Below are 22286 nucleotides of genomic sequence, written 5' to 3' on the forward strand. Positions count from 1 at the left end.
CCGCGCGCCGCTGCCCGCACGCGCGGTCCCCGCCTGCCGATCAGGCCGTCACGACCTTGGCGAACACCGGCCCCTGCATGAACCGCACGTCGTACTGGCGCAGCAGCTCGCACTGCGTCTCGTCGACGACGCCGTCGAAGATCAGCGGAATCCGCACGCGCTGCGCATAGGCGACGAGCGCCTTGACCATCCCGTCGCGCAATGCGATGCCCGCATCCATCTTGATGAAGTCGGGCCGCGCCATGTCCGATTCGACCGCCAGGATACGACCCGGATCGGGCAGCTTGTCCGCGACCTTGAAGCCGTGATGCTGGTAGCTGCGCGTCAGGTAGCCGAGGAAGGTCTTGTGCGCGACCGCGACCGCCGGCAGCTCGATCACGATCCGCTCCGGCGGCAGCCCGAAGCGCTGCAGCACCGACGAGAAGTGCTTGCCGTGGTCGTACTTCACGCTCTTCAGCAGCCGTTCGTGCACGCGCAGGAACAGCAGCCCGTGGCGCTGCGCGCCGAAAAAGTTGATTGCATGCAGCGCGCGCGACAGGCGGTCGATCGCGACCAGCGTCTGGTCGTCGACGGCCGAGTCGACCGGATCGTGCGCCGCCCCCGTGACGACGGTGACCGCCTGGAAGCCGAGCTCGTCGCCGTAGCGCTCGATCGCGTCGGCGAACGACGTCGATTGCGGCGCGCCGGGCATCGTCACGTCGTAGATCGGTTCGTACGCGCTGGCGAGCGTGCGCTCGGGCAGATTCGCGCACGCGGTGCCGCCTTCGGCCAGCGCGAGGTGTTCCCGCAGATACGGCAGTTGCCCGGCACGGGCGACCAGCTCGGGGATGGTGGGCGGAATCATCGGCGTGAAAAGGAAAAATGGCGGCCGAAAGGGCCGCCTCGTCTCTTGATATTAGCAGCGCGCGCCGCGCTCGGCTCGCCGTTTCATTCATATGGTTATCCCATCCCGGGGGCAGCGTCTAGGGTTTACGTTGATTTCACTATTCGTAATTGGTTTTACTATTCGTAAATCCAGAATTTGTCGCCGATCAAGAAATGCGGCATGCGGGCGCCGCGGGACGGCGCCGTTCGCGAATCAACAGGAAGCAAGGAGCGAGACGTGGCGGATGACAACACAGGCGGGCGGGCACGCCGGCAGGAGACGAAAGGAACGACGGGCGCGCCGGTGCGCGCACGGCAGGGTTGACGAGCGGATGGCGACCATGAGCATCGATTACCAGACGCTGAAGTTCGAGTACCGCGCGCGCGCCCATGACGCGGCCGTCCATCCGGTGATCGTCGTCGGCGCCGGCCCGGTGGGCCTCGCGGCCGCGATCGACCTCGCGCAGCAAGGCGTGCCCGTCGTGCTGCTCGACGACGACGACACGCTGTCGACCGGCTCGCGCGCGATCTGCTTCGCGAAGCGCACGCTCGAAATCTTCGACCGGCTCGGCTGCGGCGAGCGCTTCGTCGACAAGGGCGTGAGCTGGCACGTCGGCAAGGTGTTCCTGCAGGACGAGCAGCTGTATGCGTTCGACCTGCTGCCCGAGGAAGGGCATGCGCGCCCCGCGTTCATCAACCTGCAGCAGTACTACGTCGAAGGCTATCTGGCCGACCGCGCGTTCGAGCTGCCGAACATCGACATCCGCTGGAAGCACAAGGTGACGGGCATCGAGCAGTCGGCCGAACACGCGGTGCTGACGATCGAGACGCCGGACGGCGTCGCGACGCTGCGCGCGCGGTACGTGATCGCGGCCGACGGCTCGCGCAGCCCGATGCGCACGATGATGGGGCTCGAAAGCCGCGGCCGCACGTTCAAGGACCGCTTCCTGATCGCCGACGTGAAGATGAAGGCGGAGTTTCCGACCGAGCGCTGGTTCTGGTTCGATCCGCCGTTCCACCCGAACCAGTCGGTGCTGCTGCATCGCCAGCCGGACAACGTGTGGCGCATCGACTTCCAGCTCGGCTGGGACGCCGACCCCGTCGCCGAGAAGCAGCCGGAGCGGGTGATCCCGCGCGTGCGCGCGCTGCTCGGGCCGGATGCCGAGTTCGAACTCGAATGGGTGAGCGTCTATACGTTCCGCTGCCAGCGGATGGACACGTTTCGCCACGGGCGCGTGCTGTTCGCGGGCGATTCCGCGCACGGCGTGTCGCCGTTCGGCGCGCGCGGCGCGAACAGCGGCGTGCAGGACGCGGACAACCTCGCGTGGAAGCTGAAGCTCGTGCTCGACGGCCGCTCGGCCGACAGCCTGCTCGATACGTATGCGAGCGAACGCGAATTCGCGGCCGACGAGAACATCCGCAACTCGACGCGTTCGACCGACTTCATCACGCCGAAGAGCGCGGTGTCGCGCGTGTTCCGCGACGCGACGCTGAAGCTTGCGCGCGACTGCGAGTTCGCGCGCAAGCTCGTGAACAGCGGCCGCCTGTCCGTGCCGGCGGTGCTCGCCGATTCCCCGCTGAATACGCCCGATCGCGGCGGCGACGCGTTCGCGTGCGCGATGCGGCCGGGCGCGGCGGCAGCCGATGCGCCGGTGCGCGTGCAGGGCGCGCCGGGCTGGCTGCTGCAGCGACTGCGCGATGGCTTCACCGGCGTGCTGTTCGGGTTGCCGGGCGATGCGCCCGCGCTCGCGAAGGCCGTCGACGGCCTCGCGCTGCCGGTGCGGCCCGTGCTCGTCGTGCCGGCCGGGCATGCGCGGCCGGCGGCCGGCGTCGACGTCGTGGAGGACGTCGACGGGCTCGCCGCGCAACGCTACGACGCGCAGCCGGGCACCTTCTACCTGCTGCGTCCCGATCAGCACGTCTGCGCGCGCACGCGCACGCTCGACCGTCAGGCGATTGCCGACGCGCTGGCGCGCGCGACCTGCGCACGCTGAATACGATAAAGACACCGGAGACCCGTCATGCCTTCACTCGACACCCGCCCGCGCCTGACCGACCCCGACGCGTTCTATGAAGCGCTGATCGACATGCATCGCGACTTGTCCGACAGCGACAGCCAGCTCGTCAACGCGAAGCTGATCCTGCTGCTCGCGAACCAGATCGGCGATGCCGACGTGTTGCGCGAAGCGATGGCGCTCGCGCGCCAGGGCGTGACGCCGCCCGTGCACCCGGCCGCCGAGGTGGCGCAATGAGCGCGGCGCCGGCCGACGCGCGCGTGCTCGAAGTCGAGCGCGTGATCGACGAGACCCATCGCCCGGGCTTTCACTGGATGCTGCTCGCGTTGTGCGGGCTGTGCCTCGTGATCGACGGTTTCGATGCGCAGGCGATGGGCTACGTGGCGCCGAGCGTGATCGCCGAATGGGGCGTGCCGAAGCAGGCGCTCGGCCCGGTGTTCAGCGCGAGCCTGTTCGGGATGCTGCTCGGCGCGCTCGGGCTGTCGGTGCTGGCCGACCGGATCGGGCGCCGCCCGGTGCTGATCGGCTCGACGCTGTTCTTCGCGGTGACGATGCTCGCGACGCCGTTCGCGGGTTCGATCCCGGTGCTGATGGCGCTGCGCTTCGTGACCGGGCTCGGCCTCGGCTGCATCATGCCGAACGCAATGGCGCTGGTCGGCGAGTTCAGCCCGGCCGCGCATCGCGTGAAGCGGATGATGATCGTGTCGTGCGGCTTCACGCTCGGTGCGGCGCTCGGCGGCTTCATCAGCGCCGCGCTGATTCCGGCGTTCGGCTGGCGTTCGGTGTTCTTCGTCGGCGGCGCGGTGCCGCTCGTGCTGACGATCGCGATGCTCGCGCGGCTGCCCGAGTCGCTGCAGTTCCTGGTGCTGAAAGGGCGCGTCGCGCAGGCGCGGGGCTGGCTCGCCCGATTCGCGCCGCGGGCCGGCATCGACGCGAACACGCGGCTCGTCGTGCGCGAGCGCGCGGCGAGCGGCGCACCGGTCGCCGAACTGTTCAGCCACGGCCGCCTGCCGGTCACGCTGCTGCTGTGGGCGATCAGCTTCATGAACCTGATCGACCTGTATTTCCTGTCGAACTGGCTGCCGACCGTGATGCGCGACGCCGGTTATTCGCCGGGCACCGCGGTGATCGTCGGCACGGTGCTGCAGACAGGCGGCGTGATCGGCACGCTGTCGCTCGGCTGGTTCATCGAACGTCACGGCTTCGTGCGCGTGCTGTTCGTGTGCTTCGCCTGCGCGGCCGTGTCGGTGGGGCTGATCGGCTCGGTCGCGCACGCGCTGCCGTGGCTGCTGGTCGTCGTGTTCGCGGGCGGGTTCTGCGTGGTCGGCGGGCAGCCGGCCGTGAACGCGCTCGCGGGCCAGTATTACCCGACGTCGCTGCGCTCGACGGGCATCGGCTGGAGCCTCGGCATCGGCCGGATCGGCTCGGTGCTCGGGCCGCTCGTCGGCGGACAACTGATTGCGCTCAACTGGTCGAACGGCGCGCTGTTCCACGCGGCCGCGGTGCCCGTGCTGTGCTCGGCGCTGTTCGTCCTCGGGCTCGCGGGCGTAACGCGGCGCAACGGCGTGCAGGCGCCGACCGCCGCCACGAATTGAGGGAGAAAGGAAACGATGACGCTTGACCTGTCGAAACCGGCGAACGCCGGCTACCTGAGCGGTTTCGGGAACGAATTCGCCACCGAGGCACTGCCCGGCGCGTTGCCGCACGGCCGCAACTCGCCGCAGCGCGCGCCGTACGGGCTGTATGCGGAGCAACTGTCGGGCACCGCGTTTACCGCGCCGCGCGGCCACAACCGCCGTTCGTGGCTGTACCGCATCCGCCCGGCGGCCGTGCACCGGCCGTTCGAGCCGTACGCGGGCCCGCAGCGGCTCGTGGCGGAATTCGGCGATTCGGCCGACGTGCCGCCGACGCCGCCGAACCAGTTGCGCTGGGATCCGCTGCCGATGCCGGTCGAGCCGACCGATTTCGTCGACGGGCTCGTGACGATGGCCGGCAACGGCTCGGCCGCCGCGATGAACGGTTGCGCGATCCACCTGTACGCGGCGAACCGCTCGATGCGGGACCGCTTCTTCTACAGCGCGGACGGCGAGCTGCTGATCGTGCCACAGCAGGGGCGGCTGCATATCGCGACCGAATTCGGCCGGGTCGACGTCGAGCCGTTCGAGATCGCGGTGATCCCGCGCGGCGTGCGTTTTTCCGTCGCGCTGCCGGACGGCGACGCGCGCGGCTATATCTGCGAGAACTTCGGCGCGCAACTGCGCCTGCCGGATCTCGGCCCGATCGGCTCGAACGGGCTCGCGAACCCGCGCGACTTCCTGACGCCGCAAGCCGCGTACGAAGACCGCGAAGGGGCGTTCGAACTGATCGCGAAGCTGAACGGCCGCCTGTGGCGCGCGGACATCGGCCATTCGCCGCTCGACGTCGTCGCGTGGCACGGCAACTACGCGCCGTACAAGTACGATCTGCGCCTGTTCAACACGATCGGCTCGATCAGCTTCGACCATCCCGATCCGTCGATCTTCCTCGTGCTGCAGGCGCAAAGCGACACGCCGGGCGTCGACACGATCGACTTCGTGATCTTCCCGCCGCGCTGGCTCGCGGCCGAGGATACGTTCCGCCCGCCCTGGTTCCACCGCAACGTCGCGAGCGAGTTCATGGGACTCGTGCACGGCGCGTACGACGCGAAGGCCGAAGGCTTCGTGCCGGGCGGCGCGAGCCTGCACAACTGCATGTCGGGCCACGGGCCCGACGCGGACACGTTCGAGAAGGCGTCCGCGAGCGACACGACGAAACCGCACAAGGTCGACGCGACGATGGCGTTCATGTTCGAAACCCGCACGCTGATCCGGCCGACGCGTTACGCGCTCGACACCGCGCAACTGCAGGCCGACTACTTCGAATGCTGGCAAGGCATCAAGAAACACTTCAATCCGGAGCAACGATGAGCGACACCCAAGACTGGCGCGCGACGCTCGACCCGGCTCGCAAGAGCTGGCTCGACACCGCGAACGATCCCGCCTGCGATTTCCCGATCCAGAACCTGCCGTTCGGGATCTTCAGCGATGCGCAGCAGCCGGCGCGTCGCGCGGGCGTGGCGCTCGGCGACCAGATCGTCGATCTCGCGGCGCTCGCGCGCGCGGGCCTCGTGACGCTGCCGGCCGGCGCCGACGCGTTCGCCGCGCCGACGCTCAATGCGTTCATCGCGCTCGGCCGCGACGCCTGGCGCGGCGTGCGCGTGCAGCTGTCGGGCCTGTTCTCGCGCGACAATGCGACGCTGCGAGACGATGCGGCGCTGCGCGCGCAGGTGCTCGTCGCGCAGCGCGACGCGACGCTGCATCTGCCGGTCGAGATTCCCGGCTACACCGATTTCTATTCGTCGAAGGAGCATGCGACCAACGTCGGCTCGATGTTCCGCGATCCGAAGAATGCATTGCTGCCGAACTGGTCGGAGATGCCGATCGGCTACAACGGCCGTGCGTCGTCGGTGGTCGTGAGCGGCACGCCGGTGCGGCGGCCGAACGGGCAACTGAAGCTGCCCGACCAGGAACGCCCGGTGTTCGGTGCCTGCCACAAGCTCGACATCGAGCTGGAGACGGGCTTCATCGTCGGCCAGGGCAACGCGCTCGGCGAGCCGATCGCGTGCGAGGATGCGGAAGCGCATATCTTCGGGATGGTGCTGCTGAACGACTGGAGCGCGCGCGACATCCAGCAGTGGGAATACGTGCCGCTCGGTCCGTTCAACTCGAAGGGGTTCGCGACGACGATCTCGCCGTGGATCGTCACGCTCGACGCGCTCGAACCGTTCCGCACCGCGCAGCCCGAACAGTCGCCGCGGCCGCTCGCGTATCTGCGGCACGCGGGCCGGCATGCGTTCGACATCGCGCTCGAAGTGACGCTGCGTGCCGAAGGCGCGGCCGACGCGACGTCGATCTGCCGCACCAACTTCAAGCACATGTACTGGACGATGGCGCAGCAGCTCGCGCATCACACGGTCGCGGGCTGCAACACGCGCGTGGGCGACCTGATGGGCTCGGGCACGATCAGCGGGCCGACCAAGGATTCGTTCGGCAGCCTGCTCGAACTGACGTGGAACGGCAAGGAGCCGGTCGCGCTGAACGGCGGCGGCAGCCGGACGTACCTCGAGGACGGCGACGAGCTCACGCTCGCCGGATGGTGCCAGGGCGACGGTTATCGCGTCGGCTTCGGCCCGTGCGTCGGGAAGATCCTGCCGGCGCGTAACGTGTAACGTGTAACGTGTAACGCGTCGCACGGCAAGACCGAACGGCCCGCATCGTGCGGGCCGTGGTCGTTTCGTCGATACCAATCAGACCGCGCGTTGCAACGCGGCGCGGCGTTCCCACAGCGCGGCCGCGACGAACGCCGCGACGCAGGCGAGCAGCACGCCGACCAGCGCATGGCTGCCCAGTTGCTCCATCAGCGCGCCGGCCACCAGCGGGCCGCCGAAGCTCGCGGCGCTCCACGATGCCGACACGAGCGAGCTCGCGGTGACGAGCGCCGCGCCGCGGAAGCGTTCGCCGCACGCGACGAGCGACAGCGTATAGATGCTGCCGGCCGCCGCGCCGAGCACGAACAGCAGCGGCCAGCACAGCCACGGATTCGCGATGACGAACGGCAGCAGCGGCAGGCCGGCCAGCACGATCCAGCCGGCGCCGAGGTGCACGCGTTCGCGGCCGAGCCTGTCCGCGAGCCAGCCGATCGGGAACTGCATCGCGGTATCGCCGAACAGCATGATCGACGCGAGCAGCACGGCGGTCGCGCTCGCGACGCCGTGATCCATCGCATAGAGCGGCAGCAGCGACAGCGCGAGCGTGTCGAACAGCGCGAAGAAGCCGGTGCCGATGATCAGTGCGGGCATGCGCGGCAGCACGTCGAGCCAGCGGCCGTGCGCTGCGTGATGCGCGTCGTCGCCGGCGAGCGGTGCGCGCCGGATCGTCGCGAGCGTGGGCAGCGCGAGCAGGAACAGCGCGCCGCACAGCGCGAAGCGGATGTGCGTCGCACCGGCGATCTGGCTCACGAGCACGGGGCCCGCCATCTGGAACAGCGTGAAATTGGTGGCGTAGATCGCGACGACGCGGCCGCGCGTCGCATCGTCGGCGAGCTGGTTGACCCACGCTTCGCCGATCGTGAACAGCAGCATCAGCGCGGCGCCGCACAGCACGCGCAGTGCGCCCCACACGATCAGGTTCGACGTGAACTGCATCAGCGCGGTGGCGGCCGCGAGCAGCACGACCGACACGACGATCGCGCGCCGCGAGCCGATATGCCGCGCGAGCGCGGTGACGAACGGGACGATCGCGAGGCCGCCGAGCGCCTGCGCGGCCGTCAGCATGCCGACGACGTTGGTGCCGTGCCCGGCTTCGGTCAGTGCGAGTGCGGTGAGCGGCAGCGTGGCGCCGGTGCCGAGGCCGACGACCGCGACGCTCAGGATCAGCGCGAGGAAATCGCGATTGAGAATGGCTTTCATCGGCCGGGATGCTACACCGCGGCCCTTGAAAGGTCCATGAAGGCCATCAGGATCGAATGGGGTTGTGTCCGCAACGATTGCGGCAGGGTTGCGTTATACGTAGTGGGTCGGCACCGCCACGGGGCGGCGTTCGAGCGATGCCGACCACAGCGTGAGCGCGAGCGCCGCGACGGCCATCGCGACCCCGACCCACGGCAGGTTCACGAGCGAGACGCCGGAGCCGATCGCCATCCCGCCGAGCCATGCGCCGGTCGCGTTGCCGAGGTTGAACGCCCCCTGGTTCAACGTCGACGCGAGATTCGGCGCATCGCTCGCGCGATCGACGATCATGATCTGCAGCGGCGGCACGATCGCGAACGCGAGGATGCCCCACACGAAGATCGTCGCGAGCGCGGCGAACGGCACGTGCATCGTGCCGGCGAACAGCGCGAGGACGATGCCGATCAGCGCGAGCGTCGCGATCAGCGACGGCATCCGGCGCCAGTCGGCGAGCTTGCCGCCGAGCGTGCCGCCGACCGTCAGGCCGAGACCGAACAGCAGCAGCACGTAGGTGACCTGATGCGGCGAGAAGCCCGTCACGTCCTCGAGGATCGGCGTGATGTACGTGAACACGCTGAACAGGCTCGCGGATGCGAGCACGCTGATGCCGAGCACCATCAGCACCTGCGGGTGCTTCAGCACGCTGAATTCGCGCGTGATGCTGGTGTCGGGCATCGCGAGGTGCTTCGGCAGGCACACCGCGAGCGCGGCGGCCGCGACGATGCCGATGCCGGTGACGGCCCAGAACGTCGCGCGCCAGCCGAATGCCTGGCCGAGCGCGGTGCCGAGCGGCACGCCGAGCACGTTCGCGAGCGTGAGGCCGGTGAACATCAGCGCGATCGCCTGCGCGCGGCGGTTCGGCGCGACGAGGCTGCTCGCGACGACCGAGCCGATCCCGAAGAACGCGCCGTGGCAGAACGCGGTGACGACCCGCGCGGCCATCAGCACCGCATAGCCCGGCGCGATCGCGCAGAACAGGTTGCCGGCGATGAACAGCCCGATCAGGCCCATCAGCGCGCGCTTGCGCGGCATCTTCGCGGTGACGACCGCGAGGATCGGCGCGCCGATCGTCACGCCGAGCGCATAGCCCGACACGAGCATCCCGGCGGCCGGAATCGACACACCGAGATCGCGCGCGACATTGGGCAGCAGCCCCATGATCACGAATTCGGTGGTACCGATTCCAAAGGCGGCGACGGCAAGGGCGAAAAGAGGCAAGGGCATCGCGGTAGGCTCGGGAAAAGCCGCCGCTCATGCCGGGCGCGGGATGCGCGGGACGGGCGGACGGTAAGACGGTCGACAGCCGCGATTCTACTTCAGTGAAAACCCCTACGCTCGGGGCCAAAACGGTTGTTGCCGGCGTGCGACGGGGCGCGATGCCGAAAGCTCACAGTGTGGGATCGGGCGGCGATTTTCCGCGTCGGGCCGTATCGGGGCCAGAGCGTAGCCAATTGCGAGGCGCCGCCGTCACGCGATGCGTTCGGGCGCGCCGCCGGGGAGGGCATCGGACGTGTTCGTCACGTCGGCATCCGATTCCGCATTCACGGGAGACGAGGCTGCGCGGGCGCCGTCGATGGCAGCCGGGTCGTCCCAGCCGTTCTCGAACAGGCATGCCTCGATCGGCATTCGCGCGGCCCAGCGCTCCTGTTCGAGCATCGGTTTCGCGTAGAACGCGTCGACGTGCCCGATGCACAGCACGGCGATCGGCTTCGCGCCGTCGGGCATGCGCAGCAGCATGCGCAGCGCATCGACGTCGAACAGCGATACCCAGCCCATCCCGAGCCCTTCCGCGCGTGCCGCGAGCCACATGTTCTGGATCGCGCATGCGGCGGATGCCAGATCCATCTCCGGCAGCGTGCGGCGGCCGAACACGTGGCGCTCGCGGCCGTCGGCGAGCGCCACGACCAGCAGCTCGCCGCATTCGCGCACGCCCTCGACCTTCAGCCGCATGAATGCGTCCTGGCGTTCGCCGAGCGCATCGGCGGTCGCGCGCCGCTCGGCCTCGACCAGCGCGTGGATCGCGGTGCGCAGCGCGGGATCGGTGATGCGGATGAAGCGCCAGGGCTGCATGAAGCCGACGCTCGGCGCATGGTGCGCCGCGCGCAGCAAGCGCGCGAGCACGGCTGGATCGACGGGCGCCGGCGTGAAGTGGCGCATGTCGCGCCGTTCGAAAATGGCGCGGTAGACCGCGGCGATGTCGGAGTCGTCGAAACGCATGAGCGGCAGGAGCAGGGAAGGACGTCGGCGCAACGATAGCAGACCGCGCACGTGCCGCGTTACGTCAGTCGAAACAAAAGGCGGGATTGTTGAGGGGGTGCGTGCGATGCGTCAGCGATTCGCGCTCACGACGTTCGCGGGCGTGCCCGCGTGCCACGCCTCGATGTTCAGCAGCGTCGTATGCGCGATCTCGGCCAGCGCCTCGCGCGTGAAAAACGCCTGGTGCGACGTGACGATCACGTTCGGGAACGTCAGCAGGCGCGCGAGCACGTCGTCCTGCAGCGGCAGGTCGGAGTGATCCTCGAAGAACAGCCCGCTTTCCTCTTCGTACACGTCGAGCCCGAGGTGGCCGAGCCGGCCGCTCTTGAGCGCGTCGACGAGCGCCTGTGCATCGACGAGGCCGCCGCGGCCGGTGTTGATCAGCATCGCGCCGTGCTTCATGCGCGCGAGCGTCTGCCCGTTGATCAGATGGTGCGTCGACGGCAGCAGCGGGCAGTGCAGGCTGACGATATCGGCGTGGCGCAGCAGCTCGTCGAGCTCGACGTAGCGCGCGCCGAACGCGATCAGCTCGTCGTTGTACGGCGGCACGGAGTGCGCGAGCACGTGCATTCCGAAGCCCATCATGATCTTCGCGAACACGCTGCCGATGATGCCGGTGCCGATCACGCCGACGGTCTTGCCGTGCAGGTCGAAGCCGAGCAGGCCGTTCAGCGAGAAGTCGCCCTCGCGGGTGCGCGCGACCGCGCGCGGCAGCCGGCGATTGAGCGCGAGGATCAGCGCGACCGCGTGCTCGGCAACCGCATGCGGCGAATACGCGGGCACGCGCACGACCGTGATGCCGAGCCGCGCGGCGGCCGCGAGGTCGACATGATTGAAACCGGCCGAGCGCAGCGCGATCAGCCGCGTGCCGCCGTCGGCGAGCCGTTCGAGCACGGCCGCGTCGACGGTGTCGTTGACGAACGGGCACACGACTTCATAGCCGTGCGCGAGGATCGCGGTTTCCGCGTCGAGGTGCGACGGCTGGAAATGCAGCCGATAGCCGAACTGCCGGTTGGCGGCGGTAAACGAATCGTCGTCGTACTGCCGGCTGCTGAACAGGATCACGCGCACGCTGCACCTCCGATGGCTGACGCGCGCAGTTTACTGCAGCCCCGTGACGATGTCGGGCCGCTCGGGCCCGCGCGGCGGCCGCAGGAAGCCGTAGTCCGTCCGGTCGCGGGGCGTCGGTGCGCTGAAGTGGTCGAGCGCGTGCTCGACGAAGCTGCGCGTGCGGGCCGGCACGTACTGGCGGTTCGGGTAGACGAGCGACAGTTGCGTGTCGGGATCGTCGATCCGGTAGCCGGCCAGCAGGCGCACGAGGGTGCCGCTGTTGAGCGCGTCGGCGACGCACGGCTCGGGCAGCACCGCGATGCCCGCGCCGGCCACGGCGGCGGCCTGCACCAGCGCGAGCTGGTTGACCGTGCATGCCGGGCGCACCGTGACCGAATGCGCGACGCCGTCGTGGCCGACCAGTTGCCACGATGGCGCATGCTGGTGCGGCGCGAGCGTGACCCAGTCGTGGCCCGGCAGGTCGTCGGGCGCGCGCGGCTCGCCGCGCCGGTCGAGATAGGCCGGCGCCGCGCATGCGACGAACGGGTTCGGCGCGAGCGCATGGCCGATCAGCGACGGATTGCCGTCGAACCGGTTGCCCGTGACGATGCCGACGTCGTACCCCGAATCGAGCACGTCGAGCGGCCCCTCGGCGACGGTCAGCTGTACGCGCAGCTCGGGGTAGCGGAGCCGGAAGCTGCTGACGAGCGGCGTCAGCGCCAGCGGCGACAGCAGCCCCGACGCCACGACGCGCAGCGTGCCGGCCGGCTCGCGCACGGCATGCGTGACGGACGACTCGAGGTGGTCGAATTCCTCGAGCAGCGCGCGGCAGCCGTCGAGGTAGCGCACGCCGGCCTCGGTGAGCGACAGGTTGCGCGTGGTGCGGTGGATCAGCCGTGTGTTCAGGTGGCCCTCGAGCATCGCGATCGAACGCGTGACGAGTGCATTGGACACGCCGAGATGGTGCGCCGCGCGCCGGAAGCTTTGCTGCTCGGCGACGCAGACGAATACACGCATGGTCTGAATCTGGTTCATGGCTTGCGTATTTCTGGCCCGGTTGATTGATTATGGTTGTGATTTTTCGCCATGCGACCTCGAAAGCCTATCGCACGACCCCAGTTCTCCCTCGTATCGAAAAATCGTTTTTTTCGATTCCGCAGACGATTGTTCAATACTGAACCTATATTCGTCAACCTGAGAAAATGGGCGGGTTGCGGAAAATCGAAATCACGGGTAACGGTTAAACGTTGCAATGCAGCATTTGCGTACCGCGCAAAACTGACGCGGTATTGGAATATGCGCCAAGGTGGCGAATATTATCTATGTTAATCAATGGCTTGTCGGGTGATAAGGTGGCCTGGTTTCGTTAATTTGCGGAGTCGTTCCCCAATACATGCTGCGGTAATGGATGTTTTTCGGGTGGGGGCGATATTGCATGCCGCATTCCGGGCGGCGGTTTTTATCGGGCAGCCGGTCTATTTCGACTGACGCGAAAGTCGTCGCATGCCACTGGTATCGGCGAATCGCGGCGTTATTGACGAAGAAAATCACGCGAGGCGGAAGCCGAATGGAACCGTTTCACGACCGGTCCGCCATCCCTTTTCAATCGGGATGGCCATCGCGCGATACGCACGCGGCCGGCTGGCCCGGTCCGGCGACCGGGCCACCGTCGCGCTGTCCGGCCGCGCGTGCCTCTTGCGCGAGGCCGCGGAACGCGGAATGATCGATCAGTTCGCCATGCCGTGCGGCGAGCGTCCGAGCATGTCCTTTCCTCACCTCTTGCCAGCCATGTCCATCGATTACTCGCCGATTCCCTGTCCCGTCGTCGTGCCGCTCGACGCGATCCTGCCCGAAGAACCGCTGCTGATGATGGGGGCCGGCCCGGTTCCGATCCCGGCCGCCGTCGCGAAGGCGAACACGATCGTGATCAACCACCTCGGCGCGACGATGGCGAAGATCATCGAGCAGGTGAAGGAGATGGCGCGCTACGTGTTCCAGACCCGCACGAAGTGGGTGCTCGGCGTCGCGGGCCCCGGTTCGGCGGCGATGGAGATGGCGATCTCGAACCTCGCGTGGCGCGGCACGCGCGTGCTGTCGATCCGCAACGGCTTCTTCAGCGCGCGGATGGCCGAGATGGCCACGCGCGTCGGCGCCGACGTCGCGACGCTCGAGGTGGCCGACCGCGCGGTCGCGAGCCTCGACGAGATCGCGGATGCGATCGCGCGCGAGCGGCCCGAGATCGTCACGATCGTGCAGGGCGAGACGTCGAACACGGTATGGAACCGCGACCTGCGCGAAATCGCGGCGCTCGCGAAGGCGGCCGGCGCGCTGGTCGTCGTCGACGCGGTGTGCACGTTGTCGACGATGCCGCTCGAGATGGACGCGTGGGGCATCGACGCGGTGATCACCGGCGGCCAGAAGGGGCTGTCGTCGATCCCGGGCGTGTCGCTGATCGCCTTCTCCGACGCCGCGTGGGAGCGCATGAAGCATCGCCCCGAGCCGAACGCGCACTGGTGCCTCGACATGGCGCTCGCGGAGAACTTCTGGCACAACGCCGGCTATCACTACACGGCGCCCGTGTCCGGCGTGCTGGCGCTGCACGAGGCGCTGCGGCTCGTCTGCGCGGAGACGCTCGAAAGCCGCTTTGCGCGCCATCTGCGCTGCTCGCTCGCGCTGCAGGCGGGGGTCGAGTCGATGGGGCTCAGGCTCTACGCGCCGAAGGACTGCCGGCTCAATTCGGTGGTCGGGATCGAGACGCCGGAAGGGCTGACGCCCGGCATGGTCTGCGGCCATATCTCGAAGCAGTACCAGGTCGAGATCTCGGGCTCGTTCGGGTTGCCGATCGTACGGATCGGGCAGATGGGCGAGCAGTGCCGCGAACACAACCTGTTCCGCACGCTGCATGCGTTCGGCCGCACGATGGTCGACCTGAAGGTGCCGGTCGACCTGCCGGCCGGTGTCGCGGCGCTCGAGCAGGAACTGTCCCGGCGCGGCGCGTAAGCGGGAAAGCGTGAAAACGGGCCGCGCTCAGCGGCCCTGCATCGCGCGCCGGTACGTATTCGGCGTCGTGCCGTGCGCGTCGCGAAAGCGGTGGCTGAAGTGGCCGGCGTTCGCGTAGCCGCAGTCGGCCGCGACCTGCGCGAGCGGCAATGCCGTCGTGCGCAGCAGCTCGCGCGCCCGTGCGAGGCGCTGCTCGGCCACCCACGCGTGCGGCGCGCGGCCGAACGACAGCCGGAACATCCGCGAGAAGTGGTATTCGGACAGCGCGGCGACCTCGGCCAGTTCGCCGAGCGTCAGCGGTTGCGTGAGATACGTGTCGATGTAGTCGCGCACGCGGCGGCGCACGGCCGGCGCGAGCCCGCCGCGGAACGTCGTGTCGGTGCGCGTCGTGCTCTGCCCGCGCAGCAGCAGGCTCAGCACCTCGTGCGCGGTCTCGTTCACGCGCAGCCGCTCGTCGGCGTCGTCCCAGCCGTCGAGCGCGAGCGAGCGCAGCAGCGCGGCGACGCGCGCATCCTCGAAATAGGTGCGATCGGCGAGCTTCAGCTCGCGCGGCTCGCGGTCGAGTTCGCGGATCGCGCGCTGCGTGAAGTGCTCGGGCAGGAAATACAGGTGGACGAAGTGCATCTCGCCGCGCACCCACCAGCGCGATTCATGGTCGCCCGGCAGCGCGCACAGCAGGCTCGGCGCGCCGTAGCGCGGCACGCGCTGGCGCTCGGTCCGGTAGCCGCCGTCGAGGTAGCACGACAGCGTGTGGTGGCCGGGCTGCTCGTAGACCGTCTCGCTTTCGTCGGTGATCCGCGTCCATTCGGCGATCGCGAGGTGGTCGCCGAGCCACGCGAAGCGCTCGAGCGTCGCGTTCGCCTCGGCGAGGGTGCGGCAGACCGACTGCAGGCCGAACGGCAGATCGCCGCCGGCCAGGGCGGCGGCGTGGTCGACGGGTGGGGCGGAGAGGGAGAGGCTCATGATGGGCCGAGTATAAGCGGGCGCGCGGCAGCGCGTGCGGCGTCCCGAAAAAGACCGCAATTCCGGACAATCGTCCCACCCCGCGCGGCGGCATAGTCGGGATCCCGATTCACCCGATTTTCCGGATTGCCGCCATGAACCTGTCGCTTTATTTCGTCACCGTGCTGATCTGGGGCACCACCTGGATCGCGATCAAGTGGCAGCTCGGCTCGGTGCCGCCGCCCGTGTCGATCGCATGGCGCTTCTGGCTCGCGGCCGTCGTGCTGTTCGCGCTGCTGCGCGTGATGCGCCGGCCGGTGCGCCCGCCGCGCGACGCGTGGCGTTTCCTCGTCGCGCAGGGTTTCGCGCTGTTCTGCGTGAACTTCCTGTGCTTCTACTATGCGGAGCAGGTCGTGCCGAGCGGCCTCGTCGCGGTGATCTTCTCGACCGCGCCGCTCTTGAATTCGATCAACGGCCGGCTGTTCATGGGCCGCCCGCTGCGGCCGTCGGCGATCGCCGGCGCGTTGCTCGGGCTGACCGGCATCGCGTGCCTGTTCTGGCAGCAGATGGCCGGCCATCTCGACGATCATGCGACCTGGACGGGGCTCGCGATCGCGTTCGCGGGCACGATGTGCTTCTCGATCGGCAACCTGCTGTCGAGCCGGATGCAGTCGATGGGGCTGCACCCGCTCGTGACCAACGGCTGGGCGATGCTGATCGGCGCGGCGATCCTGACCGTCGGCAGCGTGGCGGCCGGGATGCCGTTCACGCTCGATACGAGCCCGCGCTATCTGGGGGCGCTCGTCTACCTCGCCGTGCCGGGCTCGGTGATCGGTTTCACCGCGTACCTGACGCTCGTCGGCCGGATCGGGCCGGAACGCGCCGCGTACTGCACGGTGCTGTTCCCGATCGTCGCGCTGGCCGTGTCGACGGTGTTCGAGGGCTACCAGTGGTCGCCGCTCGCGGTGATCGGGCTGCTGCTCGTGGTGGCCGGCAATCTCGTCGCGTTCGACCTGACGCGTCGGCTGTTCTTGCGGACGGCCTGAGCGTCGCGGTCGCCGACGAATAAAAAACGCCTGCGCGATGCAGGCGTTTTTCTTGAGGCGCCGGCGGCGCGACGGGCGCGACCGGCTGCCGTCCGACGCACGACATGGTCAGGCCGCGGCGCCGCTCCCCGCCACGCGCCCCTGCCGCTGGTACAGCATCATCGACAGGGCGACGCCCGCGGCGGCGGCCACCGCCGCGAACAGGAACACCTGCGGATAGCCGAACGCGCCCGCGACATAGCCCGCGAGCGGGCCCGTGATGCCGAGCGACAGGTCGAGGAACACCGAATACGCGGACAGCGCCGCGCCGCGGCTCGCGGGCGGCACGAGCGCGACGGCCTCGACGCCGAGCGCCGGGAAGATCAGCGCGAAGCCGAAACCCGTCAGCGCGGCGCCGACGAGCGCGATGTGCGGTACCGGCGCGAGCCACAGCAGCAACAGGCCCGAACATTCGAAGGCGAACGACACGATCGCGACGCGGAAGCCGCCGTAGGTCTTGATCGTGTTCGCGAACAGCAGCCGCGCGCCGATGAACAGCGTGCCGAACACGGTCAGCGACAGCGCGGCGTTCGGCCAGTGGCGCGCCGCGTAGTACAGCGTGACGAAGGTCGCGATCGAGCCGAAGCCGGCCGAACCGAGCGCCAGGCCGAGGCCGTGCGGCAGCACGCGCGTGAACACGCTCGCATACGACATCCGCTCGCCGTGCACGAGCGGCACCGGGGCGATCAGGCGCGCGAGGTAGAAGCCGCTCGCGGCCAGCGCGATCACGATCACGCCGATCAGCGCCGGGTTCAGCGTATTCGCGATCGCGACGCCGACCGGCGCGCCGAGCGCGAGCGCGCCGTAGGTCGCGATGCCGTTCCACGAGATCACCTTCGCGTTGTGCGCGACGCCGACGCGGCCGATGCCCCACAGGATCGCGCCGGTGCCGCACAGGCTTTCGCCGACGCCGAGCACGAGCCGGCTCGCGACCAGCAGCACGAGGCTCGCGACCGGCCAGCGCGCGAGCAGCAGCGCGACGAGCAGCAGCACGCCCGACGCGCCGCAGCCGATCAGCCCGCGCAGCACCGTCTGCTTCGGGCCGAGCGTATCGGCCAGGCGCCCGGCGAGCGGCCGCGACGCGAGCGTCGCGAAGTACTGGACGCTGATCGCGCCGCCCGCGACGATCGCGGAAAAGCCGAGGTCGCCATGGACGAAGCCCGGCAGCACCGCGAGCGGCAGGCCGATGGTCAGATAGCAGATGAACGTGAAGCAAACGACGGACACGATTTGCAGCGTGACCGCGAACCCGCTGCGCGGCGGTGTGGCGGAATCGGAGGACATGGGGTCGGAACGAATGAACGAAGCAGACGGAAGACGGCGAAAAAGGGAATCGGGATTTTCCCATGGAACCGGTTTTCCCGCAGGTACCATTTAGTTCATCGCGACCTGTTTTCGGCGATGGCGGATGGCTGCGGGGGCGTCGGGCACGGGCGCGGAGTACCGTGCGGAAAGGGCCGCGGGCGGCCCCGGCGCTCATATCGCGGCAGTTATATGGGCCCCATGCGTGATGGGCTATGGGTTGCGAAATTTGATGGTGATAGCGTGCAAACTGTCAGAAAAACGTCGGTCGGGCGCTCCGCGCAGGCCGCCTTGCCCCCCAATTGAAGAACCATCGAGACATGAGTGAGCCGATCCGCTTCTACCATCGTCACGCGATCCGCGAAGTCAGCGGCGCGGACGTCACCCGCACCGTGCTGCAGTACCTGCGCGAGGACGCGCATTGCACCGGCACCAAGGAAGGCTGCGCGGAAGGCGACTGCGGCGCGTGCACGGTCGTCGTCGGCGAACTGAACGACGCCGGCGCGGTCGAGTTCAAGGCCGTCAATGCCTGCATCCAGTTCCTGCCGACGCTCGACGGCAAGGCGCTGCTCACGGTCGAGGACCTGCGCCAGCCGGACGGTGCGCTGCACCCGGTGCAGCAGGCGATGGTCGACTGCCACGGTTCGCAATGCGGGTTCTGCACGCCCGGCTTCGTGATGTCGATGTGGGCGCTGTACGAGAAGCATGGCCACGAAGGCTGTGCCGGCGCGTGCACGAAGGCGAAGGACGTGCCGACGCGCACCGAGATCGCCGATGCGCTGACCGGCAACCTGTGCCGCTGCACCGGCTATCGCCCGATCGTCGATGCGGCCGTGCAGATGTTCGATGCGCCGGCGCCGTCGGCACCGGTCGACACGGCCGCGCTGGCCCGCACGCTCGCGTCGCTCAAGCGCGACGACACGTTCGACTACACGACGAGCGACGGCGCGCGCTTCGCGGCGCCGCGCACGCTCGACGCGCTGGCCGCGCTGAAGGCCGAGCGTCCCGACGCGCGCATCCTCGCGGGCAGTACCGACATCGGCCTGTGGGTCACCAAGCAGATGCGCCGGCTCGACGACCTGATCTACGTCGGCCGGATCGCCGAATTGCAGCGCCTCGCCGAACGCGGCGACTGGATCGAGATCGGCGCGGGCGTGACGGTCGAGAAGGCCTATGCGGCGCTGGCCGGCACGTACCCGGAACTGACCGAGATGTGGAAGCGCTTCGCGTCGCTGCCGATCCGCAACGCGGGCACGATCGGCGGCAACGTCGCGAACGGCTCGCCGATCGGCGACTCGATGCCGGGCCTGATCGCGCTCGGCGCGCGCGTCGTGCTGCGCGGCGGCGACACGGTGCGCGAGCTGCCGCTCGAAGCGCTGTACACGGGGTACCAGCAGAAGGACATGGCGCCGCACGAATTCGTCGTCGGCCTGAAGGTGCCGACCCGCACCGGCGCCCGCGAGAAGCTGCAGTTCCGCACGTACAAGCTGTCGAAGCGGTTCGACTCCGACATCTCGGCCGTGTGCGCGGCCTTCGCGTTCATCGCGGACGGCGACACGATCCGCGAGCCGCGCATCGCGTTCGGCGGGATGGCCGCGACGCCGAAGCGGGCGACCCACACCGAAGCCGTGCTCGACGGCGCGCAATGGCACGAAGCCACCGCGCAGGCCGCGATGCAGGCGCTCGAGCGCGACTACCAGCCGCTGTCCGACATGCGCGCGACGAGCACGTACCGCCTCGATACCGCGAAGAACCTGATGTACCGATTCTGGCTGGAGACGCGCCCGCACGACCCGCTGCCGCCGCAAGCCCTGAATGTGCGTGAAGTGGCCGCCGAAGCCGGCGCCGGCGCGGCGCGCGTCTGAAGACGGAGAACCCCGACAATGAACCAGCAAGCAGAACCGTTCCTGAGCACCCTCGACCCGCAAGCCGACGCCGCGCAGGTCCACGTGTCGCGCGCGCACGAATCCGCGCACCTGCACGTCAGCGGACGCGCCACCTACACCGACGACATTCCGGTCGTCGCGGGCACGCTGCACGCGGCGCTCGGCCTGTCGGCGAAGCCGCACGCGAGGATCGTGTCGATGAACTTCGACGCGGTGCGCGCGACGCCGGGCGTGGTCGCCGTGTTCACGGCCGACGATATTCCCGGCGTCAACGATTGCGGCCCGATCATCCACGACGACCCGGTGCTCGCGAAGGGCATCGTGCAGTTCGTCGGCCAGCCGATGTTCATCGTCGTCGCGACGTCGCACGAAATCGCGCGGCTCGCCGCGCGCCGCGCGCAGGTCGACTACGAGGAGCTGCCGGCGATCCTGACCGCGCAGGAGGCGCGCGCGGCCGAAACCTACGTGATCCCGCCGCTGAAGCTCGCGCGCGGCGACGCGGCCGCGCGGCTCGCCGTCGCGCCGCACCGCGAGTCGGGCGAGATGCTGCTCGGCGGCCAGGAGCAGTTCTATCTCGAAGGGCAGATCGCCTACGCGGTGCCGAAGGACGACGACGGGATGCACGTGTACTGCTCGACGCAGCACCCGAGCGAGATGCAGCACCTCGTCGCGCATGTGCTCGGCGTCGCGTCGCACAACGTGCTCGTCGAATGCCGCCGGATGGGCGGCGGGTTCGGCGGCAAGGAATCGCAGTCGGGCCTGTTCGCGTGCTGCGCGGCGCTCGCCGCGTGGAAGCTGCTGTGCCCGGTGAAGCTGCGTCCGGACCGCGACGACGACATGATGATCACCGGCAAGCGGCACGACTTCCATTACCGCTTCGACGTCGGCTACGACGACGACGGCCGCATCGACGGCGTGGCGCTCGACATGACGTCGCGCTGCGGTTTCTCGGCCGACCTGTCGGGCCCGGTGATGACGCGTGCGGTATGCCACTTCGACAACGCGTACTGGCTCGGCGACGTCGCCATCGCCGGCTACTGCGGCAGGACCAACACGCAGTCGAACACCGCGTTCCGCGGCTTCGGCGGCCCGCAGGGCGCGTTCGCGATCGAGTACATCCTCGACGACGTCGCGCGTTCGCTCGGCCGCGATCCGCTCGACGTGCGCTACGCGAACCTGTACGGCAAGACCGAACGCAACGTGACGCCGTACGGGCAGACGGTCGAGGACAACGTGCTGCAGGAGCTGCTCGGCGAACTCGAGGCGACGAGCGACTACCGCGCACGGCGCGCGGGCGTGCGCGAATTCAACGCGCGCAACGCGGTGCTGAAGAAGGGCATCGCGATCACGCCGGTGAAGTTCGGCATCGCCTTCAACGTCACGCACTTCAACCAGGCCGGCGCGCTGGTGCACATCTACACCGACGGCTCGGTGCTCGTGAACCACGGCGGCACGGAGATGGGGCAGGGGCTCAACACGAAGGTCGCGCAGGTCGTCGCGCACGAGCTCGGCATCCGCTTCGGCCGGATCCGCGTGACGGCGACCGACACGAGCAAGGTCGCGAACACGTCCGCGACGGCCGCGTCGACGGGCTCCGACCTGAACGGCAAGGCCGCGCAGGATGCGGCGCGCCAGCTGCGCGAGCGGCTCGCGGTGTTCGCGGCGAAGCAGTTCGGCGACGGCAAGGTCGAGGCGGCCGACGTGACGTTCGGCAACGACGTCGTGTCGGTCGGCGGCCACGGCGTGCCGTTCGGCGAAGTGATCGCGAAGGCGTACCTCGCGCGCGTGCAGCTGTGGTCCGACGGCTTCTACGCGACGCCGAAGCTGTACTGGGACCAGTCGAAGCTGCAGGGCCGGCCGTTCTACTACTACTCGTATGGCGCGGCCGTGTCGGAAGTCGTGATCGACACGCTGACGGGCGAGATGCGCACGCTGCGCGTCGATGCGCTGCACGACGTGGGCGCGTCGCTGAACCCGGCGCTCGACGTCGGCCAGGTCGAAGGCGCGTTCATCCAGGGGATGGGCTGGCTCACGACCGAGGAGCTGTGGTGGAACAAGGGCGGCAAGCTGATGACGCACGCGCCGTCGACGTACAAGATCCCGACGGTGAACGACACGCCGCCCGAGTTCAACGTGCGGCTGTTCCGGAACCGCAACATCGAGGACAGCATCCACCGTTCGAAGGCCGTCGGAGAGCCGCCGCTGCTGCTGCCGTTCTCGGTGTTCTTCGCGGTGCGCGACGCGGTCGCGGCCGTGGGCGACTACCGGGTGAACCCGCCGCTCGACGCGCCGGCCACCGGCGAGTCGATCCTGCGCGCGATCACGGCAGTGCGTGCGGCCCGCGCCACGCAGGCAGGCTGAC

17 protein-coding genes are annotated in these 22286 nt (G+C 69.0%); 9 read left to right on the plus strand and 8 right to left on the minus strand.

The genetic code is table 11. The annotated features are described in order from the left end of the window. Positions 1 to 40: 40 nt before the first annotated feature. Entirely contained in the window at positions 41 to 844 is an 804-nt protein-coding gene (locus tag WJ12_RS03695) for an EAL domain-containing protein (protein WP_034187221.1), read from the minus strand. Positions 845 to 1196: 352 nt separating this feature from the next. On the opposite strand from WJ12_RS03695, the gene WJ12_RS03700 reads away from it, so the two are divergent. The 5 genes from WJ12_RS03700 to fahA are packed head-to-tail and all read left to right on the plus strand — an operon-like array spanning position 1197 to position 7125. After that, on the plus strand, positions 1197 to 2858 hold the full coding sequence (locus WJ12_RS03700; protein WP_059557287.1) for an FAD-dependent oxidoreductase: 1662 nt from the start codon (positions 1197 to 1199) through the stop codon (positions 2856 to 2858). Between the two features lie 27 nt (positions 2859 to 2885). Next, positions 2886 to 3116 (plus strand): DUF2783 domain-containing protein, encoded by a 231-nt coding sequence (locus WJ12_RS03705; RefSeq protein WP_034187223.1) that lies wholly within the window; start codon positions 2886 to 2888, stop codon positions 3114 to 3116. Continuing rightward, positions 3113 to 4474: an MFS transporter gene (locus tag WJ12_RS03710; protein ID WP_059557285.1), complete on the plus strand. Its 1362-nt coding sequence runs from the start codon at positions 3113 to 3115 to the stop codon at positions 4472 to 4474. Before WJ12_RS03705 ends, WJ12_RS03710 begins: the two co-directional genes overlap by 4 nt. 15 nt (positions 4475 to 4489) lie before the next feature. Further along, entirely contained in the window at positions 4490 to 5824 is a 1335-nt protein-coding gene (gene hmgA / locus WJ12_RS03715) for a homogentisate 1,2-dioxygenase (protein WP_059557283.1), read from the plus strand. After that, on the plus strand, positions 5821 to 7125 hold the full coding sequence (gene fahA, locus WJ12_RS03720; RefSeq protein WP_069245544.1) for a fumarylacetoacetase: 1305 nt from the start codon (positions 5821 to 5823) through the stop codon (positions 7123 to 7125). The genes hmgA and fahA overlap by 4 nt, the downstream gene beginning before the upstream one ends. Positions 7126 to 7203: 78 nt before the next feature. Here fahA and WJ12_RS03725 read toward each other — a convergent pair whose 3' ends face one another. The 5 genes from WJ12_RS03725 to WJ12_RS03745 form a co-directional block, all read right to left on the minus strand. Further along, positions 7204 to 8364, minus strand: a complete 1161-nt coding sequence (locus tag WJ12_RS03725; RefSeq protein WP_034187227.1) for an MFS transporter — start codon at positions 8362 to 8364, stop codon at positions 7204 to 7206. 93 nt (positions 8365 to 8457) lie between these two features. Next, positions 8458 to 9627, minus strand: a complete 1170-nt coding sequence (locus WJ12_RS03730) for an MFS transporter (RefSeq protein WP_059557280.1) — start codon at positions 9625 to 9627, stop codon at positions 8458 to 8460. 243 nt (positions 9628 to 9870) lie between these two features. Next, a complete protein-coding gene (gene bluB / locus WJ12_RS03735) occupies positions 9871 to 10620 on the minus strand; it encodes a 5,6-dimethylbenzimidazole synthase (protein ID WP_059557278.1) in 750 nt (249 codons plus the stop codon). Between the two features lie 111 nt (positions 10621 to 10731). Further along, a complete protein-coding gene (locus WJ12_RS03740) occupies positions 10732 to 11730 on the minus strand; it encodes a 2-hydroxyacid dehydrogenase (RefSeq protein ID WP_059557276.1) in 999 nt (332 codons plus the stop codon). Between the two features lie 30 nt (positions 11731 to 11760). Then, a complete protein-coding gene (locus tag WJ12_RS03745; RefSeq protein ID WP_034187231.1) occupies positions 11761 to 12744 on the minus strand; it encodes a LysR family transcriptional regulator in 984 nt (327 codons plus the stop codon). A gap of 753 nt (positions 12745 to 13497) precedes the next feature. Between WJ12_RS03745 and WJ12_RS03750 the strand changes: the two genes are divergently transcribed. Next, positions 13498 to 14709 carry a pyridoxal-phosphate-dependent aminotransferase family protein gene (locus WJ12_RS03750; RefSeq protein WP_034187452.1) on the plus strand — a complete coding sequence of 404 codons (1212 nt, stop codon included), beginning with the start codon at positions 13498 to 13500 and terminating at the stop codon, positions 14707 to 14709. A gap of 27 nt (positions 14710 to 14736) precedes the next feature. Here the strand turns inward: WJ12_RS03750 and WJ12_RS03755 are convergent, their stop codons facing one another. Then, positions 14737 to 15672 carry an AraC family transcriptional regulator gene (locus tag WJ12_RS03755; RefSeq protein WP_034187232.1) on the minus strand — a complete coding sequence of 312 codons (936 nt, stop codon included), beginning with the start codon at positions 15670 to 15672 and terminating at the stop codon, positions 14737 to 14739. 134 nt (positions 15673 to 15806) lie between these two features. Between WJ12_RS03755 and WJ12_RS03760 the strand changes: the two genes are divergently transcribed. After that, complete coding sequence (locus tag WJ12_RS03760; protein WP_034187233.1) at positions 15807 to 16697, plus strand: DMT family transporter; 891 nt, start codon at positions 15807 to 15809, stop codon at positions 16695 to 16697. A 108-nt stretch (positions 16698 to 16805) separates the two neighbouring features. Here WJ12_RS03760 and WJ12_RS03765 read toward each other — a convergent pair whose 3' ends face one another. Beyond that, on the minus strand, positions 16806 to 18020 hold the full coding sequence (locus WJ12_RS03765; protein WP_034187234.1) for an MFS transporter: 1215 nt from the start codon (positions 18018 to 18020) through the stop codon (positions 16806 to 16808). 338 nt (positions 18021 to 18358) lie between these two features. Here WJ12_RS03765 and xdhA point away from each other — a divergent pair, with 338 nt between their 5' ends. Together xdhA and xdhB are read left to right on the plus strand one after the other, a co-directional pair. Continuing rightward, positions 18359 to 19903, plus strand: coding sequence for a xanthine dehydrogenase small subunit (xdhA, locus tag WJ12_RS03770; protein WP_059557274.1), 1545 nt, complete (start codon positions 18359 to 18361; stop codon positions 19901 to 19903). Between the two features lie 18 nt (positions 19904 to 19921). Continuing rightward, entirely contained in the window at positions 19922 to 22285 is a 2364-nt protein-coding gene (xdhB, locus tag WJ12_RS03775; protein ID WP_034187236.1) for a xanthine dehydrogenase molybdopterin binding subunit, read from the plus strand. Position 22286 lies beyond the last annotated feature (1 nt).

The organism is Burkholderia seminalis, from assembly GCF_001718535.1.
Taxonomy (GTDB): domain Bacteria; phylum Pseudomonadota; class Gammaproteobacteria; order Burkholderiales; family Burkholderiaceae; genus Burkholderia; species Burkholderia seminalis.

Excerpts from the sequence above, each read along its gene's own strand:
- WJ12_RS03705 (WP_034187223.1), top strand. The coding sequence starts at position 2,886 with ATGCCTTCACTCGACACCCGCCCGCGCCTGACCGACCCCGACGCGTTC.
- WJ12_RS03745 (WP_034187231.1), bottom strand. The coding sequence starts at position 12,744 with ATGAACCAGATTCAGACCATGCGTGTATTCGTCTGCGTCGCCGAGCAG.
- WJ12_RS03750 (WP_034187452.1), top strand. The coding sequence starts at position 13,498 with ATGTCCATCGATTACTCGCCGATTCCCTGTCCCGTCGTCGTGCCGCTC.
- hmgA (WP_059557283.1), top strand. The coding sequence starts at position 4,490 with ATGACGCTTGACCTGTCGAAACCGGCGAACGCCGGCTACCTGAGCGGT.
- WJ12_RS03730 (WP_059557280.1), bottom strand. The coding sequence starts at position 9,627 with ATGCCCTTGCCTCTTTTCGCCCTTGCCGTCGCCGCCTTTGGAATCGGT.
- WJ12_RS03765 (WP_034187234.1), bottom strand. The coding sequence starts at position 18,020 with ATGTCCTCCGATTCCGCCACACCGCCGCGCAGCGGGTTCGCGGTCACG.
- xdhA (WP_059557274.1), top strand. The coding sequence starts at position 18,359 with ATGAGTGAGCCGATCCGCTTCTACCATCGTCACGCGATCCGCGAAGTC.
- bluB (WP_059557278.1), bottom strand. The coding sequence starts at position 10,620 with ATGCGTTTCGACGACTCCGACATCGCCGCGGTCTACCGCGCCATTTTC.
- WJ12_RS03760 (WP_034187233.1), top strand. The coding sequence starts at position 15,807 with ATGAACCTGTCGCTTTATTTCGTCACCGTGCTGATCTGGGGCACCACC.
- WJ12_RS03695 (WP_034187221.1), bottom strand. The coding sequence starts at position 844 with ATGATTCCGCCCACCATCCCCGAGCTGGTCGCCCGTGCCGGGCAACTG.
- fahA (WP_069245544.1), top strand. The coding sequence starts at position 5,821 with ATGAGCGACACCCAAGACTGGCGCGCGACGCTCGACCCGGCTCGCAAG.
- WJ12_RS03710 (WP_059557285.1), top strand. The coding sequence starts at position 3,113 with ATGAGCGCGGCGCCGGCCGACGCGCGCGTGCTCGAAGTCGAGCGCGTG.
- WJ12_RS03700 (WP_059557287.1), top strand. The coding sequence starts at position 1,197 with ATGGCGACCATGAGCATCGATTACCAGACGCTGAAGTTCGAGTACCGC.
- WJ12_RS03755 (WP_034187232.1), bottom strand. The coding sequence starts at position 15,672 with ATGAGCCTCTCCCTCTCCGCCCCACCCGTCGACCACGCCGCCGCCCTG.
- WJ12_RS03725 (WP_034187227.1), bottom strand. The coding sequence starts at position 8,364 with ATGAAAGCCATTCTCAATCGCGATTTCCTCGCGCTGATCCTGAGCGTC.
- xdhB (WP_034187236.1), top strand. The coding sequence starts at position 19,922 with ATGAACCAGCAAGCAGAACCGTTCCTGAGCACCCTCGACCCGCAAGCC.